Raw genomic sequence first — 17,834 nt, forward strand, 5'->3', positions numbered from 1 at the left:
GGATTCTTCAATTCTGGCACTCGTCTCGTCGAGAGTGCGCGAGGTCGCGCGTTTGCTCACCACTTTACATTCCACTACAGAATAAAACGCCCGCTTTTGAAGTTGGAGACCTGTGACTCATGGTTGCGGTATGGTATTTGCTAAGCTGATCGGATCAAACGGGTCGCTTAGGCGCAAGCCCTAATATTCGCACAAGTACCAATAATCTGCGGGGGTTTCCCGTCAACAAAAGAATCTGCACATGCCTCTTTTGCTCAACCCCGATTCTACTCCGGAGTGCATTTTTGCGGAGTGGTCGATTAACGAGAAGCAGCGGGGCGTGCTGGTGGAGATAATTGCGTACCTCTATCTACGGCAGGAAGAGAATGCACAGCGCGTCATAAGATCTCTTGAGCCGAACCTGCGCGCACCAAAGGGCCGAGTCGCCGACAACGTTGTGAGAAAACTGACTGCTCCGCATCAAAAAGATATCGATCTTGCGCAAACCGGCTCCGGATTGGAAAAAGAAGCGGCGAAGAAACGGATCGAGACTTCAATAATCCACCGTGACGGCCTCTTGTTTCAACACATCTCGTGGGTGGTTGCGAGGATAGCGATCCCCAATGGTTACATGACCTCTCCCCATGTCAGGCAGGCGGACAAGGGATTTGACGGTTTCATTATTGAACTTGATGAGGCCAAAGGCGAGATAAAGCGCATCTTGCTCTGCGAAGACAAGGCGTCGATCACGCCGCGCAAGCTCATCAGTTCCAGTGTATGGCCCGAGATCAAGGCGATTCGACGTGGTGACCGCGACGACGAAATCCTTGCCGATCTTGTTACGTTGCTCAAGAGCGTCCCCGACATCGATGCCGAAGCCGCAGTTGACGAGGTGTTTTGGGAAGAAGTTCGCGAATATCGGGTCGCTGTCGCAACAGGAGAAAACCGGCGAAAAGCTGGAAGCTTCCTCCATATTGTTGCCGGATTTGAGGTCGCGGCCGGTGGATCTCTAAAAACCCGCACCGCTGGTGTATTGCCCTTCCAGGACGTGCGTAAGGGACTTGCCCTCCTCGCAGAAGAGGTCGCCGCGAAAGTTAAGGAGATCGCCCGTGTTTGATCCAAGTTCGCGTGCCCTGCTGCGAGAAGCCCCGGATCTGCCTGGGCTGGACCCCGAAACACTGGACGAGCTTCTTACAGCCGCCCACATTGAGCTGGCCACCGTTCGCATTTTGTCACAGGAGGGAGAGGGTGACGCCGCAAGCGAGGTGATCGATCGTGTTCGGCGCCTTGCCTCGACTTTCGAGGCATATGTCGCCCTTAATCTTCGGCCAGAACAGACCCGAGCGGCCGCCTTTGTGGCGGCAAGTGCTCATCAGATACTTTCGCGTGTGCGCACAGTTGTATCTGACCGGCCAACGGTCGTCTCAAGCTATGCGATCGGATCTACAATCTCGGCGACGCTGCTGTTTCTGATCGCCGACCGAGCGGCCGATGCAGCGGAAGTTGCGGGCCAATTGAGGGCTCGAGGCGAGGCACGGGCAGTCAGGCGCTCTCTGATACTTAGCCTTCGTGAACTGGCAACAGGAAATCTTACCGCGCTGATCGAGCGTGATCTTGGCGCAGACCCCGTTCCACAGGGTGACAGCAGTGAGGTGGCTACGGACCTTCTCTTTCGGGAGTGTGCGTATTTCGTCCAGGGCCTCGGACGCGAGGCGCGTGGTGGCGGAGCACTAGAACTGGATGCCGGATCGCGGCTTGATCGAGTTATCAGGTTGTCTGAGGCCGCAGCGGTTGAGGTCAAGCCGGGTTTCGATGGCGCGGTGCATCACCAGTTTGCGGGACCTCATCATCTGGCGACACTTCTAAGCCGTCTTGTCGATGGTATGCAGGCCGCGATGTTGGTTCGACTTCCCACGCCATCAGGTGCACAGGCGAAGGCATGGTCGGATTGGATCTTGTCGCAAACGCAAACGCGTCCGTTTTTGTGGATCAATCACCTGAAGGCGGTCAAGACGGGATATCTGAACCGCGGAAGGTCGATGGTGATGACATCTCCGACCGGTTCGGGAAAGACAACTCTGTCCGTCCTGAAGATTGCCGCGACCTTATGTGCGGGAGAGAGCGTAGTCTATCTGGCACCTACCCATGCTCTGGTCGATCAGGTCGAAACAGACTTGTCGGCGCAAATTGGGGGACTGGAAGCGGTCAGCGTCGTTGAAGACGTTGCGCTGGAAGAACTCGGGGAGAGGCTGCCACCGTTTTCCGTAATGACACCTGAACGTTGCCTCGCACTTCTGGGGTTCGCACCAGAGCTGTTCGATAAGGTGGGGCTTCTCGTTTTCGATGAATTCCATCTCATCAGTGCAGATGATCCGGCGAACTCATCGAAGGTCAGCGCGCGGGCGATCGACGCAATGTTGGCGCTGTTGACGTTTCTTCGTTATCGAAAGGAGGCAGACTTACTGCTGCTATCTGCCATGGTTGCTAACGGCGCAGAAATTGCGCGATGGCTGCGCGTGGTGACAGGGAGGGAGGTCGAGGCCTTCGATGACCCTTGGAAGCCGACTCGTCAACTCCGCTCCTGCGTCATCTATGATTGGTCTGACGTCGCTCAGGCTGCGCAAGCAGCATTGGGGGAGAAAAGTAAGGCGGCACAGAACAGGATTCCCGCGCAGCCTCTAGGACTCTTTTCGTTGATTTCCGGTTGGCATCCCAAGAGGCCAGAAAAGCTCGTAGTACAAGCACTCACGGGCCGACGGCCTTCGCTTGTGCGGAATGCCACGGGTCGATTGACATCGAACAGGAACGAAGTCGCAGCGCAAATTGCGGCGGATTACGCGTCCGTCGGAAAGCGCGTGATCGTATTCTGCAACGATACAAAATCATGTGGAAGCGTTGCAAGTCAGATCAATGACCTCTTGGCATCGGCCACGATCGAATTGGATGAGACGCAAAAGGAGATGCGGAAGTCGGTCCTCAAGGACGTGGGATCGGCCGAGGCCGCATTTGATCCTGCGGGATGTAGGGCAGCAGTGCACCATGGCGATCTGCTCCCCATCGAGCGTAGGCTGACGGAAAGTGTTTTCCGAGTTCGTCGCGATGCGGACAGTGACGGTGTGGGCCTAGATGTAGTCGCTGCGACATCTACGATTGCGCAAGGATTGAATCTGCCGTGCGATGTCGTGATCCTTGCCGGGACCGATAGGAGCGCGGTTGATGACCCAAGCGGCAATCCCCGCACGGACTTGCGTCCTCACGAGATCCTCAACGCATTGGGAAGGGCCGGGCGCGCGTCCTACGCCGCCACTGGCCTGGCGATCGTCGTTCCCGCAAAGCCGATCGGTATAGATAAGGAGAGCCTTGCCCTCCTATCCGAAGGAATCTTGAAGACCGTCTTTTCCGAACAGGATGCCTGTGAGGAGATCTATGATCCGATCGAGTTGCTACTTGATCGGATCGAGGTATCCGCCGATCCCGATCCGAAGGTGCAGTCAATCATCCGGCGCTTGTCGGCTGTCACGACATCGGGGGAACGCGGTTTCGATGATATCGTCCGTCGCTCCTTAGGGTTCTTCCGCCGAAAAGAAGCAGATGCGCAAGGGGCGGACAGGTGGCTCGAGCGCCGCCGCATCGCACTAAGCGCTGCCGAGGAACAATTGGCAGATCCGCCCGTTCTTGACTGGCAACGGGAAATCGCTATCCGCAACGGCATTCCTCCGAAATTCATTGAGCGCCTTGTGGAGGCGCTTGATGAGGCGCCCATTGAGAAGACGGCAACCGAAGACTGGATTAACTGGTTGTTGGACGTCGTGGCTGATGACCCATTGGATCTAACAATATTTGTAAGGGAAACAGCTCTTGAGTCCGTATTTGGCCGATCTTACACAAATACGACAACGCCCAAGGCCACGGCCAAACGGATATTGTGCGCTCTTCAAACGCTGGTCTCAATGTGGTGCGGAGGAAAGACGCTCGTGGAAATCGAGGCGTGGCTTCTCGCCTTCATTCGAAAGCACGAGGGACAGGTTAAACAGCAGACAAACCAATCAGCTAAAGCGCAACATGCCCGCCGTTTCGCCATACGCATAGCACCAGATCTCGGTTTTCTTTGCGGTGTGCTAGGACAGATAGTAGGCCATAGAGCTTCGGAAGGTGACGGCATCCTACTTCCGATAGTAGACATGCTTCCGCAGATGGTGCGGGCGGGCGACTACGATCGTCACCAGGCAGCTCTGAGGCAAATGACGACCTCTGCTTCCCGGGTCGAAACATTTGAGGCGTGCACGTCGATGCGCGCGTATTTCAGCTCAGGTCCCTCCTCTGAGATGGAGATTATCCGGGAGGAAGTCACGAATGCGATGATGATACAGGCATTCACAGATCTGAACGATGAAGAGTAGATATGTGGGCATCTGACTCGCAAACATGTTGAATCAAGAGCTTCCATGACCGCAATTGAGGGACGATGGTTCGATTCCTTTCAAGAGCAAATGGACGCGTTGTCGGCGATCGTAACTCCGACCTGTCGCTGTGACCCCCTGCCAAAATGATACCTCTGGCAACTACACTTTCTTGAAGAACCTATCCTCAGTTGTCCGGACGACTTTCAGAAAGTACTTTGATTAACGCTCTCAGGCCTGATGAGACGTGACGACGGCCGGAGTAATATAGGCACAGTCCTGGCATCGCAGGACACCAGTCTTCCAGCACTCGCTTGAGACGACCGTCTTCCAGTGCATCTTTCGCAAGATGGTCTGGCACGAAGGCGATGCCGATCCCATCAATTGCAGCCTCGACCATCATAGGCTGTTCGCTCAGAGTCAGAGGTCCGGATACGTTGATCCTTTCCACAACGCCTTGGCGCTCGAATTCCCATCGATAGATTGCTCCACTGTCAAACCGAAAGCGGATGCAATCGTGGCTGTGTAAATCCTGCGGGACGATTGGATATCCGCGGCGCTCGAAGTACTCGGGAGACGCAATAGCGGCGAAGCGCACATCGCCCATGACCGGGATCGCCACCATATCTTTTGGTACGGCCTCCGCTAACCGGATACCAACATCGAAACCCTCGGCAACGATATCGCTGAGCCTTCCATCACTGACTACGTCGAGATGGACCTGAGGATACTCCCGAAAGAAGCGCGCAAGCACGGGTCGCAATACCAATCGGATAGCCCCTTCGCTGGCATTGATCCGCACCGTGCCGCTAGGGACGGGACCGCTCCCCTCCAACTCCTGCACGGCTTCTTCGATTGAGGCCATTGCCGGCCTCAGTTTTGAGGCAAGTCGTTCTCCCGCCTCCGTCAGCGAGACGCTGCGGGTCGTTCGATTAAACAGGCGAACGTTCAAACGCTCTTCGAGAACCTTGATCGAATGGCTGATCGCCGAGGGTGTCATGTTGAGCTCGTTCGCGGCGATGCGAAAACTGCGATGGGTCGCGACAGCTAGAAACGCGGCGAAGGCTGCGAGATCGTTGCCCTTGGATTGGTGAATTACTTTCATCATGACATCAAGAATTGATCAGATTGTTTCGATAGTCAACCAGCCATAAAATCAGGGCAGGGCAGCATCTCGGGGTCCAGGCGACCTCCTGATCATTATGAGGCCCCAGACCGCCAACCCCATCAGCGGCGCGCGTAAGAGAGGAAACAATGATGAAGATGAAAGCTGTTGTTATGACCGGGGCGAACAAGCCTTGGGAGGTTCAAGAGGTTCCCATTCCGAAGGCGGAGCCGGGCCTTGTCCTCGTAAAAATTCACGCCTCTGGCATGTGCTTTACGGATGTCTGGGCTACGCAGGGTGCCGGTGGCGACATCTATCCGCAGACCCCCGGTCATGAGGTGGTTGGCGAGATTGTCGAGGTCGGCGCGGGCGTTCATACGCGCAAGGTGGGAGACCGGGTTGGTACCACCTGGGTGCAGTCTTCTTGTGGCCGATGCTCGTACTGCCGACAGAACCGTCCATTAACCGGTCAGACGGCCATGAACTGTGATTCACCCAGGACGACCGGATTTGCGACCCAGGGCGGCCACGCAGAATACATCGCGATCTCTGCCGAAGGCACTGTTTTGTTGCCCGACGGGCTCGACTACACCTACGCCGCTCCAATGATGTGCGCGGGTTACACCACCTGGAGTGGTCTGCGCGATGCGGAGCCCGAGCCCGGTGACAGGATTGCCGTACTGGGCATCGGCGGGTTAGGCCACGTCGCCCTGCAGTTCTCCAAGGCGTTGGGATACGAAACCATCGCGATCACGCATTCCCCCGACAAGCACAAGCTGGCCACCGATCTCGGCGCTGACATCGTCGTCGCTGATGGCAAGGAGTTGCTAGAGGCTGGCGGCGCGGACATTCTGCTGGTCACGACCAACGACTTCGACACCGCTGAAAAGGCGATGGCGGGCGTAAGGCCTGACGGGCGCATCGTCCTTTGCGGGCTCGACTTCAGCAAGCCGTTCTCGATCCCGTCCGACGGCAAGCCGTTCCACATGATGCGCCAACGTGTTGTCGGCTCCACGCATGGCGGACAGCACTATCTGGCGGAAATCCTCGATCTCGCTGCCAAAGGCAAGGTCAAACCAATCGTCGAGACCTTTTCGCTCGATCAGGCCACCGAAGCCTATGACCGACTATCTTCCGGCAAGATGCGGTTCCGCGGCGTGTTTCTGCCTCACGGCTAAATCTTACGTTCAAGATGGTTCCGACGACTTGGCGGTTGCCGGAACCACTTCAATCGGAGACGTCGGTTGCGAGCCGATCCAAACCAACGAGAGCCGGCTGTTCCATGTTGCGGAAGCCGATTGAGGTCGGCGGCCCATAAGACCGATCATCTCCTTAAGTAATCGGCGGGTGGCCTCGCCTCGTCATCTTCTGTTCGCGTGCCCTTCACGGCCTCATCGGGCAGGCAACCGACAGCTTTCCGGCGAGGAGTGAGCCGCACCAGAAAGGAACCGTCATGCGAGACATATCGAAGAACTATATCGATGGTGCTTGGGTTGATCCCTCCACTGACGACGAGCAGGACATCGTCAATCCCGCGACAGGATCGGTGTCGGGCAGGTTGGTGCTCAGCACCGCGGAGGACGTGGATTTCGCGGTATCTGCAGCACGGCGAGCGTTCGCAAGCTATTCACAAACAAGCCTCCAGGAACGCGCAGCACTGCTAAGCCGTATCGCCGATGGCCATGCGGCGCGCGCGAAAGACATGGCGCAGTCCATCACGGCTGATATCGGCATGCCGGTCGCCTATGCCAGCGTTATCGTGCAGGCCAGCGCCGAGCAGTTCCGGTTTCTCGCGGACGCGATCGAATATTATCCCTTCTCCGAGGATTGTGGCAGCACGCGCATCCTGAAGGAGCCCATCGGCGTTGTCGGTATGATTCCGCCATGGAATTATCCCGGCTTCCAATCATCCGAGAAGATCGCGCCGGCGCTCGCCGCGGGTTGCACCATGATACTAAAACCTGGCACTCCCTACACCAATCAGGTTCTGGCCGAGATCCTGCATGAAGCCGGGGTGCCCAGGGGCGTGTTCAACTTGGTCAATGGCCGCGGTTCGGTCATCGGTACAGCGCTCAGTCGTCACCGTGATGTCGACATGATCGCCTTTACCGGATCAACCGGGGTTGGCATCGATGTGCAGAAGAATGCTGCCGATACCGTCAAGCGAGTGAGCCTCGAGTTGGGCGGCAAGTCTCCACACATCATTCTGCCCGACGCCGATCTCCAGAAAGCGGCGAACAACGCGGTCGAGAAGATCATGCGCAACAGCGGCCAGACGTGTATGGCGCCAACGCGCACGCTGATCCCGCGCGCCCACAAGGCCGAACTGGAATCGTTGATCCGCGCCGCCGTCGAAGAGCTTCGCGTCGGCGATCCGCTGAGCGACGTCTTCATGGGGCCTGCCGCCAATGAAGCGCAGTGGCATATGGTCCAAAAATACATCCAGAAGGGCATCGACGAAGGCGCGACACTGGTGACGGGCGGCACAGGGCGTCCCGAAGGGCTGGACGATGGCTGGTTTGAACGTCCAACCGTCTTTACCGATGTGCGCAATGACATGACCATTGCGCGCGAAGAGATTTTCGGCCCTGTCATGTCGCTGATCGCTTATGATACGATCGACGAAGCCGTAGCCATCGCCAACGACACCCCATATGGCCTGGGTGGCTATGTCGATGGTAGTGACCAGAAAGTGGTCCAAGACGTTGCGGGCAGGCTGCGAGCGGGGCATGTGATGATCAATGGTGCCGGACCCGATTTCCATGCGCCTTTCGGCGGCTACAAGCAGTCAGGCAATGGCCGCATCTGGGGTCTTGCCGGGCTGGAGGAGTATCTCGAAACCAAGTCAGTGGTGGGCGTTCTCTGATCGTTCGCGAAGGTCGAACGCCAATTTGCATTCGCACACAAGCTGCACGTCGCTTTCAGGAGATCGCTAGATCGTGACACCGGTTCATACATTCGAACTCATCATCGGCATGTTGCTGGCCGTGCTTGTCTTACAGTACGTAGCGCTTCGGCTTCGGCTTCCTCCGGCCGTAGCACTTCTGATCGGTGGTGGCGCGTTGGCGTTCGTACCGGGCATACCCACCATCCAGCTTGATCCTGAACTGGTGCTGGTCATCTTCCTTCCACCCCTCCTGATGGATGGAGCCTGGTTCACGGCGTTCGCGCCGTTTCGGCGCCATCTTGGTGGCATCGTTTCCCTCGCGGTCGGCGCGGTGCTGTTTACCACCGCGGTTGTCGCCTTCGTCACGAAGCTCGTTGTTCCAGACCTGCCATGGGCGGCATGCGCTGCGCTCGGCGCCATCGTCTCGCCGCCAGATGCCGTGTCGGCGCGAGCCGTTCTGCAGCGGGTGACACTGCCACGTCGGCTTATGACGCTTCTCGAAGGAGAGAGCCTCCTCAACGACGCGACGGGCCTTGTTCTCTTCCGTTTTGCAGTGGCCGCCGCGGTCGCGGGGACATTCAGTCTGGGCGGCGCGGTCGGCACGTTCGGGGTGCTCGTCGGAGGCGGGATTCTCGTCGGCGGGGCGATGGGAGCCGTGTGGACGCTGCTCGTCCGACGGCTGGGCAATGACCATTTGATGATCACAGCCTCCGTACTCGTCTGCTGGTCGAGCTATCTTGCAGGAGAAGCTCTGCACGTATCTGGCGTGATCGCGACGGTTACCGCAGGCCTGGTCTGCGGCTGGAACCAGCACGTTGTGTTCACGGCGAGCGTACGTCTGCGGGGTGTCGCTTTCTGGCAGGTCCTGATTTTTATCCTTGAGGCGATGGTGTTCATCCTCATCGGTCTCTCGCTACGGGAGGTGATCGAGCGCGTGGGCGGCCTAGGTGTCGTGCTTCAGGACATGGCCGGCCCCATTGCCGCGATCATCGTTGCGATGACGCTTGCCCGTTTCGCCTGGGTGTTCGCCGCCGATGCGATCGCAGGTCTCTTGACCCGAGCGGGTCTACAAGGTTTCGAGCGACTTGGTGCTCCCGCCGCAACGGTGATGAGTTGGGCCGGAATGCGCGGGGTTGTCACACTCGCCGTGGCACTTAGCCTTCCCGAAGCAATGCCCGGCCGCGACCTGATGCTGGTGACCGCGTTCGCGGTGATCCTCGTGACGGTTCTTGTGCAAGGCACGACCCTCGGTCTGATCATCCGATGGGCGGAGATGCGCGAGGACGATCGTGACAAGCCTCCTCTCGACCTGTTTGCCGCCGAGGCAGCTATGCTACGCGCCCAGTTAACGGCAGTCGAGCGACAAGCAGTGTCTGCCGATGGTGAAATTCTCCATCCTCAACTGCTCGAGAGATATCAGAACCGCGCGACAAACTCGGAGAAACTAGTCACCTGGAACCAAAGTAAGCCTCATTTTGTTCAGCTTCTGTCACAAGAGCAGGAGTTTGTTTTATGGTTGGCAGGCAGGCGGACCTCGTCGTTCTGAGCGACGAGGATAGAAATTTCCTCGAATCTCAGGTGCGCCGGCATAAAGCGCCACGCTCCTTGTCGGATCGGTGCCGAATGGTCTTGCTGTGCGCGCAGGGTCTGCGGAGCAAGGATGTAGCCGAGCGGCTCGGGGTCCACGAGCACACGGTAGGCAAGTGGCGCCGCCGGTTCGTACACGATGGTATCGAAGGACTGACGGACGAATACCGGACAGGTCGGCCACGAACTGTCTCTGATGCTCAGGTTGCCGAGGTCGTCGAGCGTACATTGAATGCCACTCCAAAGGATGCCACGCACTGGTCCATTCGTTCGATGGCTGCCGACAGCGGGCTGTCACACACCACCATCCGCCGGATATGGACGGCATTTGGTCTGCAGCCGCATCGTGCCGAGACATTCAAGCTTTCTTCCGATCCCCTCTTCGTTGACAAGGTGCAAGACATCGTCGGTCTTTACATGTCACCGCCGGATCGGGCAGTCGTGCTTTGCGTGGATGAGAAATCGCAAATCCAGGCATTGGATCGCGAGCAGCCCGTTCTGCCCATGGCGCCGGGTGTCGCCGAACGGCGCACCCATACCTACGTCCGCAATGGCACAACGTCGCTGTTCGCCGCGCTCGACATTGCCACTGGTGCGGTGATCGGTCATTGCTACAAGCGTCACCGGGCCACCGAATTCCTCGACTTCCTGAAGCGGATTGACGCCGAAATGCCCAATGGACCGGATGTGCATCTAGTGATGGACAACTATGCGACCCACAAGACGCCGAGGATCAAGGCCTGGCTTGCTCGCCGTCCACACTGGCATGTTCACTTCACACCAACTTCAGCATCCTGGATCAACCAGGTCGAGCGGTGGTTTGCAGAGCTAACGCGAAAGCAGTTGCAGCGCGGCGTACATCGTTCCACCGCAGAACTGGAAGCCGACATCCACGCCTTCATCGAAACCCACAACGAGAACCCCACCCCATACAAGTGGGTCAAGTCCGCCGACCAAATCCTCGCCTCGGTCAAGCGATTCTGCCAGAAAACAATGAGCCGAACTTCAGATTCAGGTGACTAGCTGCTGACATCACAACGAGCAGCCATGATCAGGTGACAGCGCATTTCGACGTCATTCTCGTCGCCGTAGCAGCGGGGCGGGCAGAACTCGTTCGCCTTCACCGCTCCCGACAGATCGACGACGAGATGCTTCATGACCTTGAACGCGACCTTGATTTGGAAGAGATGAGTGCGATTGCCGCCAAGGGCTGAGCTGCCCATGGCAGTCGATCGATATCGAACCGGCACTGTAGTCGCTGAGGTTACAAGAAGCGGTTCGCGGATCGTCGGGAGGTGATCTGCCGTTTTTTAATTCGAGTACTGTCCCACCTCCCTCATGTGTGGGGTCTAAACAGTTAGTGTGATGATGGTTTGGAAAGTCGTTCTGCGTAATTGGCCATAAACCCCAGTAGCCATCTGAGGTACGTCTGCGCTCTCCGCTCGGCCGAAGCGTCCATGAGAAGCACCAAGCCGACCTGCACCGCCAAGCCCATCCCGGCGCCTTGCCAAGCACCGCCATGCGGCGAGAAGAAGAGAAGGGCCAGTCCGGCAGCGAGCACGGCGATCTCGATCCGCAGGCTGATTGCATAGCTCTTCAACACGGCCCGCACCCGTGGCACTTCCTCTTGGCCGATGCGTTCAGGCTTTTGGGCAGCGAGATGTTCTACGCGTTGAAGGTTGCCGGGACTGCGCCACAAATAGACGACACCGACGCTGATCTGTATCAGCGCACCAGCCACCAAGAGCCATGCCGCGCCCCACCAGAAAGGGCCATGCTGCCATCGCCAAACAGCCACAGTCATGGCCAGCGCGCCGATGATTATGAATGTCAGGCCACTTGATCGTTCTGCGTCGAAATAACTCTTGATCATTTGAACCGCCCAGTCCCTTGCGGGTCTTGTGGTATACTCAAATCGTTAGCGACCGGATCAGTGAACTGGACCCGTCCAGGATTCGAGGATGAAGGCGAAACCATCCGATGCCTTATGTCGAAACGCGGCAACCCGCTGATAGTCTTCCGAATAATACCAGCTCTTGGCGGCTTCGAGATCGGCGCATTCGACAACCACGCCATAGTTTAGCGGCAGGCCTTCTTCCACGACGAATGGCACGGGACCAGCGAAGAACTTCACTACTTGGTTGGCGTAAGCGAGCACCCAGCGCTTAGTTGTACTTTGGTCGACATCGAAGCCGCGCTCGCGGAAGAGCGGAAAGCGCAGGTGCCAGGCAGTGGCCTGAACAATGAGTCACACCTCGAAATGCCGTCCTTTGAAATCGTCCTAAGATTGGCCCTTCAGCTTCTCGGCAACGGCATTTATATGCTCAGCTAAACTGGGAGCGGAATTTCTCCATTCCTGTTCAACAGCCGGTCAACCATAAAAATTTGCGACAGGCCTGGTTGTCGTAACTGTTGCCGAGCCGCCATTGCGAACAGGGGAGCAGCACCCTACGTTCCGAGCTACTGAACACAACGGATGGAACAACCATGAGCGTAGCCAACGAACACCGGCACGAGCCGGGTGACGATCATGAGCATGACCACGCACAGGTCGTGACAAATGACAACGAACGGCGTATCCGCTTTGTCTTCATCTTCACTATCTGTTACGCAGCCATTCAGGCAGCGGGAGGCTGGCTGTCTGGTTCACTCGCGCTGATCGCCGATTCCGGGCACATGCTGTCTGACGCTGCAGCCCTGCTGCTGGCCTTGATCGCATACCGCATGGCGCGACGGCCAGCCGATGCCACGCGCACTTATGGCTATCACCGCGTGCGCGTGCTGGCCGCGCTAGCGAACGGTGCGACCCTTCTGCTTCTGGTCCTTTGGATAGCCTGGGAGGCCATAAACCGCATCAACCAGCCGGTCGACGTCATGGCAGGACCGATGCTGATCGTTGCCGTCATTGGGCTGCTCGTCAATCTTGCAGGCGCTTGGGTGCTATGGTCCGGCAACAAGGGCGACGCAAATCTGCGCGGCGCATTCCTCCACGTCATCGGCGACCTGCTTGGATCTGTAGGTGCAATTGCAGCAGCGGTCGGCATCATGCTGACCGGCTGGACCATCCTCGATCCCTTGCTCTCAGTTCTCGTTGCCGTTCTCGTCGTCCGCTCGGCATGGGGTCTGGTGACGGATTCGATCACTGTTCTGATGCAAGCTGTTCCCCGCGGCATCAAGGCCCGAAGTGTCGAAACGGGTCTGGCTGCGCTGACCGAGATATCCGAAGCTGGACATTTTCACGCCTGGACGCTGACGGACGATACCATCGTGGCGACGATCCACGTCACTCCGGCTGAAAATACCGATCCGCTATCGCTTCCCCAGCTGGTGGCAGGCTGGCTGAAAGAGCGCTACGCGATCGATCACGTCACGGTTCAGGTCGATCCACCTGGCTCGCTCGTGAAAGCAGAGGGATCAAATACCTAAAATTCAGGCCATGACTATGGCGATCAGCGGAATGTGATGCCGCTGTCGCTCAAAATCTGCATTGCGCCTCTTGCAGCTCAAGCTACTAGAGGTTTTATCTTGCGCGCGATTTGCAGTCGGGAGAGCACATGCAGCGCAGACAGATAATGATCGGGGCAACGGTTACGGCAATCACAGCGCCTTTGTTTTACAACCGCAAGGCTGAGGCGCAGAGCGCACCGGTTGGACTGATGGATCCCGGCCCGCTTCCCGAACGCATATTCGGAGCAGCGGATGCGCCGGTGACGGTCATCGAATATGCCTCGATGACCTGTGGGCACTGTGCGAATTTTCACATCAACATCTGGCCCACGCTCAAAAAAGAGTTCGTCGATACAGGCAAGGTGCGCTTCATCATCCGCGAGTTTCCGTTTGACCCGCGCTCGACGGCAGCCTTCATGCTGGCCCGATGCGTGGGGGATGACAAATGGTACGCGACGGTCGACCTGATGTTTCGCAGCCAGTCGACATGGGCGCGTGCATCCGACGGCAAGCAGGGTTTCCTGTCCGCACTTTCCATGACCGGCCTGGACGAAAAGCAGCTTGAGGCCTGTCTTGCCGATCAGGCCTTGCTGGACAACGTTAACAAGATCGCAGCGACGGGCCGGGAGCTTGGCGTCACTTCCACACCCACGTTCTTCATCAACGGGAATAAGTATGAAGGCGTCATTCCGGTCGATGAATTCCGCTCGATCGTTGAGCCTCTTCTCAAGGAAGCCGGGAAATGATCCACCATCCGCGTCACGCATTCATCATCACCACCATTGCGCTTCTTTGTGCCACCACCGCTTTTTCACAGGATACGGCAAAAGATGTGGCGGCGCGTGTAAATGGCGCCGAAATCACCCAATCGGACGTCGCCTTCGCCGCACCCCTCTTCGGTGACCCGGCTCCCAACATATCCCCCGAAGCCCGCACCTCTGCCGTGGTCGATGCGCTGGTCGACATCAAGCTGCTTGCTGAGGCCGCGCGCAAAGCAGGGATAGATAAAGACCCGGAATATCAACGGCAGCTGAACTTTCTGTCCGAACAGGCACTGCGTTCGACCTATCTATCGCAGCAGCTCGACAAGGCCGTCTCCGATGCAGCGATACGCAAGATCTACGATCAGCAGGTCGCGGCAATTCCGCCCTCAGAGGAAATCAAACTCAGCCATATCCTGCTGAAAAGCCGCGAGGACGCGACCGCAGTCATCGCGGCGCTGACCGCAGGCGAAAGCTTCAAAACATTGGCCGCCAGCCGCTCAACCGATACGGTCACCGGCAGCAAGGGTGGCGATCTGGGTTTTCGTCCCCGCCAGGCACTGCCAGCGGAAATCAACACAGCACTTGATGGGCTTAAGCCGGGCGATTTCGCAAAAACGCCGGTCGAGACAGCGTTCGGCTTCCATGTTGTGCGGCTGGACGAAATGAGAAACACACCTCCCCCTTCGTTCGAAACCGTTGCGCCGCAAATCCGTCAATCTCTAGAGACGGCAGAAATTCGCCGGATCGTCACGGGCTTGCGGTCCAGCGCCAAGGTGGAAAAGCTGGTACCAGACGTCGCATTGCCGGCGGCAAGTGACGACGGTCATAATCACGACGGCCAGAACGCGGAATAAGCCACACTCATGCCTACATCGAAATTCAGCCGTGTCTGTCTTCGCCGCTACGACGCTGTCTGCCGCCTTCCGCGGCTGGCGGCGCTCGCTCTCGCCGGCATGCTCATGTCGGGTTGTGTTGCGATGGACATGGGCCTCTCCGAGCTTTCCTCAGAGCCGCCGAAATTGTCAGGCGCGGTCATCGCGGACATGTCGAAAAAGGGCATGACGCCCGCAAGCCCTGTGCTGGTTCGCATTTTCAAGAAGGAAAGTGAGCTGGAGGTCTGGAAGATCGACCGCACAGGCAATTATGCGCTCCTGAAGACCTACCCGATGTGCCGCTGGTCCGGCAAACTCGGCCCCAAGAAAAGCGACGGAGACCGGCAGGCGCCGGAAGGTTTCTACCATGTCTCCGCTGGAATGCTGAATCCTAAGTCGCAATATTATGTCTCTTTCAATCTCGGCTATCCGAACCGTCTGGAATCGGCGCTTGGCTATACCGGCGATGCGCTGATGGTGCATGGCGCGTGCTCGTCTTCCGGCTGCTACGCCATGACGGATCAGGGCGTTGGAGAGATCTATGCGATCGTGCAGGAGGCTTTGCGAAGCGGACAGGACCGCTTTCAGGTTCAGGCCTATCCATTTCGAATGACGGCCGAGAACATGGCGCGTCACCGCGACGATCCGAATATGCCCTTCTGGCGGACCTTGAAGGAAGGGTACGACATATTCGCGGTGACGCGCCGTCAGCCGAAAGTTTCCGTCTGCGACCGGCGTTACGTGTTCAACACCGAGTTCACGGGCGGGGAACCCAGAGATCCTCTCGCCGCCTGCCCGGCAGGCGTGTCGCAGAATGCAGCAAGTCTCGTTGCGCAACTCGATACCGAGCGCCAGAAAGCCGAAACGGCCTTGTCGGCCTCTTCCTCCGTCGCGTCCCTCGCCTATGTCGATGGCGGTATGCATCCGAGCTTCCGCTCACTGTTGAAGAAACAGGGAGCGACAAAGATGGCGGAGGCGGTATCGGGCATCAAGTATCCCGTCAGCCGGCCGGATGCGGCGCTTGCCGATCCCCATGAGACCTCGAGGTCTTGGAGACCTGTACAGTCCGCGGGAAATTAAATCTTAACTCTTAAATTCAAGGCAACGCACCTCATCTCGTGACGTTGCGGCAAGGGAGCCAGATTGAGGTTCTTTAAAACTTATCGCCCGTCGCTAGACTACCGTCTGCTCGCACTTTTGGCAGCCTTATGTTTCTGGGCGTTTTCAAACGCGACATTCTGGGAAAAGGCCGGGCGTTATCTGGCGGACGAGATGGGCGCATTCTTGGCGCTCAATCTCGTCATAGTTGCGTTGTTTTTTGTCCTGACGATTCTTTCAGCTGTCAAATATCTCTTCAAGCCAGTGCTTGTGTTGCTTGTCTTGCTGGCTGGAGGCGCGTCCTGGTTCATCGACAATCTCGGCGTGTTGATCGATACGGATATGGTGCGCAACGTTTTTGAAACGACCTCTGCAGAGGCCGGGGACCTGCTGACTGCCGGTTACTTCCGGCACATGCTTCTCGTTGCCGTTATTCCCTCTCTCCTCATCTTGTGGGTTCGGGTCAGATTTCCATCCGCCGCACGCGTCGTGTTGTGGAATGTTGGCATCACGGCTTCCTGCATTGCAATCATCGCCGGTAGCGGAGCGCTTTACTACAAGCCTTATTCAGCCGTTATACGGACCAAGCGTGAACTGGCGAAAACCCTCAATCCGGTTACACCTCTCGTCTCTATCGCCAAAGTGGCTCTGGCGACAGGAAATGAAAGAAACGTTGTCGTCAAGCCGCTGGGTGAGGATGCAACCGTGACCACTCCGGTGGACGGCTTAAGCAAGCTACGCGTTGCTGTCATCGTCGTTGGGGAAACGGCGCGCGGTGCTAATTTCTCTCTCGGTTTCTATGAACGCGAAACCAATCCGCTTCTGAAAAAACAGGACGTCACCTATTACTCCAATTTCGCCAGCTGCGGCACGGCAACCGACGTCTCCCTGCCGTGCATGTTCTCCAATCTGAAACGTTCGGGCTACACCCATGCTGGAGGATTAGAGAATGAAACGGCGGTCGATGTTCTCAGACGGGCAGGCATCGACATGACGTGGATCGAAAACAACACCGGCAGCAAGGGCGTTGCGGACCGGGTTCGCGTCGTCAATATTTACAATTCCAACGATCCACGCTTCTGTGCCGATGGCACCTGCGACGACGAGATCGTTCTCGAAAAGATTGATGAGTGGCTCTCAAACGTGAAGCAGGACAGCGTCCTCGTCTTCCATCAAATGGGCAATCATGGCCCGGCCTATTACAAGCGGTATCCTGAGGCGTTCCGTAAATTCGTGCCCGAGTGCACGACCACCGAGCTGGCGAAATGCAAGGACCAAGAAATCGTTAATGCCTATGACAATGCCATCCTTTACACCGATTTCGTCCTGTCCGGCATCATCGACCGCCTGAAAGCCCGGACCGATACGCTGGCGACAGGTATGCTCTACGTCTCCGACCACGGGGAATCGCTGGGGGAAAATGGCCTCTATTTGCACGGCACGCCCTATTTTATAGCGCCCGACGAACAGACACGCATTCCACTGCTAACCTGGTTCAGCCCGGAGTTCGCAGCCTCGATGGGGCTTGATATCCGCTGCCAGCAACAAAGACGCGAAAACACATTTTCGCACGACAACCTGTTTTCCAGTCTTCTCGGCATGATGAATGTATCCACCAGCGTTTACGAGCGTGATCTGGACATGTTTGCGGCCTGCCGTGGCGGCCAACACCAACCCTCTCTCAATAACTGAAAT

15 protein-coding genes and 1 pseudogene are annotated in these 17,834 nt (G+C 57.5%); 12 read left to right on the forward strand and 4 right to left on the reverse strand.

Translation table 11 applies throughout. The features are described from left to right. The first annotated feature begins 241 nt into the window (after positions 1-241). Together BTN45_RS24875 and BTN45_RS24880 are read left to right on the forward strand one after the other, a co-directional pair. Positions 242-1,096, forward strand: a complete 855-nt coding sequence (locus BTN45_RS24875; RefSeq protein WP_174034906.1) for a hypothetical protein — start codon at positions 242-244, stop codon at positions 1,094-1,096. Further along, positions 1,089-4,379, forward strand: a complete 3,291-nt coding sequence (locus BTN45_RS24880; RefSeq protein ID WP_207591887.1) for a DEAD/DEAH box helicase — start codon at positions 1,089-1,091, stop codon at positions 4,377-4,379. Before BTN45_RS24875 ends, BTN45_RS24880 begins: the two co-directional genes overlap by 8 nt. Positions 4,380-4,566: 187 nt before the next feature. Here BTN45_RS24880 and BTN45_RS24885 read toward each other — a convergent pair whose 3' ends face one another. Then, positions 4,567-5,487, reverse strand: a complete 921-nt coding sequence (locus BTN45_RS24885) for a LysR family transcriptional regulator (RefSeq protein WP_003501240.1) — start codon at positions 5,485-5,487, stop codon at positions 4,567-4,569. A 155-nt stretch (positions 5,488-5,642) separates the two neighbouring features. On the opposite strand from BTN45_RS24885, the gene BTN45_RS24890 reads away from it, so the two are divergent. From BTN45_RS24890 to BTN45_RS24910, 5 genes are all read left to right on the forward strand, one after another. Further along, positions 5,643-6,662: an alcohol dehydrogenase catalytic domain-containing protein gene (locus BTN45_RS24890; protein ID WP_035243792.1), complete on the forward strand. Its 1,020-nt coding sequence runs from the start codon at positions 5,643-5,645 to the stop codon at positions 6,660-6,662. Between the two features lie 275 nt (positions 6,663-6,937). Beyond that, positions 6,938-8,350 (forward strand): aldehyde dehydrogenase family protein, encoded by a 1,413-nt coding sequence (locus tag BTN45_RS24895; protein ID WP_003501234.1) that lies wholly within the window; start codon positions 6,938-6,940, stop codon positions 8,348-8,350. A gap of 73 nt (positions 8,351-8,423) precedes the next feature. Continuing rightward, entirely contained in the window at positions 8,424-9,917 is a 1,494-nt protein-coding gene (locus BTN45_RS24900; protein ID WP_207591888.1) for a Na+/H+ antiporter, read from the forward strand. After that, positions 9,884-10,981, forward strand: a complete 1,098-nt coding sequence (locus BTN45_RS24905) for an IS630 family transposase (RefSeq protein WP_125269925.1) — start codon at positions 9,884-9,886, stop codon at positions 10,979-10,981. The genes BTN45_RS24900 and BTN45_RS24905 overlap by 34 nt, the downstream gene beginning before the upstream one ends. A gap of 32 nt (positions 10,982-11,013) precedes the next feature. Continuing rightward, on the forward strand, positions 11,014-11,172 hold the full coding sequence (locus BTN45_RS24910) for a hypothetical protein (protein ID WP_207591933.1): 159 nt from the start codon (positions 11,014-11,016) through the stop codon (positions 11,170-11,172). 143 nt (positions 11,173-11,315) lie between these two features. On the opposite strand, the gene BTN45_RS24915 is transcribed toward BTN45_RS24910, so the two are convergent. The 3 genes and pseudogenes from BTN45_RS24915 to BTN45_RS24925 form a co-directional block, all read right to left on the reverse strand. Further along, entirely contained in the window at positions 11,316-11,831 is a 516-nt protein-coding gene (locus BTN45_RS24915; RefSeq protein ID WP_003501230.1) for a hypothetical protein, read from the reverse strand. A gap of 57 nt (positions 11,832-11,888) precedes the next feature. Continuing rightward, on the reverse strand, positions 11,889-12,092 hold the full coding sequence (locus tag BTN45_RS24920; protein ID WP_003501219.1) for a DUF1330 domain-containing protein: 204 nt from the start codon (positions 12,090-12,092) through the stop codon (positions 11,889-11,891). A gap of 9 nt (positions 12,093-12,101) precedes the next feature. Then, positions 12,102-12,278, reverse strand: a pseudogene (locus tag BTN45_RS24925) (IS6 family transposase); the annotation flags it as partial. 167 nt (positions 12,279-12,445) lie between these two features. Between BTN45_RS24925 and BTN45_RS24930 the strand changes: the two are divergent. From BTN45_RS24930 to BTN45_RS24950, 5 genes are all read left to right on the forward strand, one after another. Next, positions 12,446-13,384 carry a cation diffusion facilitator family transporter gene (locus BTN45_RS24930; RefSeq protein ID WP_003501216.1) on the forward strand — a complete coding sequence of 313 codons (939 nt, stop codon included), beginning with the start codon at positions 12,446-12,448 and terminating at the stop codon, positions 13,382-13,384. A 281-nt stretch (positions 13,385-13,665) separates the two neighbouring features. Beyond that, the gene (locus tag BTN45_RS24935) at positions 13,666-14,151 is read left to right on the forward strand and encodes a DsbA family protein (protein WP_237348140.1); all 486 of its coding nucleotides are present in this window, start codon (positions 13,666-13,668) and stop codon (positions 14,149-14,151) included. After that, complete coding sequence (locus BTN45_RS24940; RefSeq protein WP_003501213.1) at positions 14,148-15,023, forward strand: peptidylprolyl isomerase; 876 nt, start codon at positions 14,148-14,150, stop codon at positions 15,021-15,023. Before BTN45_RS24935 ends, BTN45_RS24940 begins: the two co-directional genes overlap by 4 nt. A gap of 9 nt (positions 15,024-15,032) precedes the next feature. Continuing rightward, on the forward strand, positions 15,033-16,121 hold the full coding sequence (locus BTN45_RS24945; protein WP_246751771.1) for a murein L,D-transpeptidase family protein: 1,089 nt from the start codon (positions 15,033-15,035) through the stop codon (positions 16,119-16,121). A gap of 63 nt (positions 16,122-16,184) precedes the next feature. Beyond that, positions 16,185-17,831: a phosphoethanolamine--lipid A transferase gene (locus BTN45_RS24950; RefSeq protein WP_207591890.1), complete on the forward strand. Its 1,647-nt coding sequence runs from the start codon at positions 16,185-16,187 to the stop codon at positions 17,829-17,831. The last annotated feature ends 3 nt before the right edge of the window (positions 17,832-17,834 follow it).

The sequence above is a fragment of the Rhizobium sp. ZX09 genome, assembly GCF_017357485.1.
Taxonomy (GTDB): domain Bacteria; phylum Pseudomonadota; class Alphaproteobacteria; order Rhizobiales; family Rhizobiaceae; genus Agrobacterium; species Agrobacterium pusense.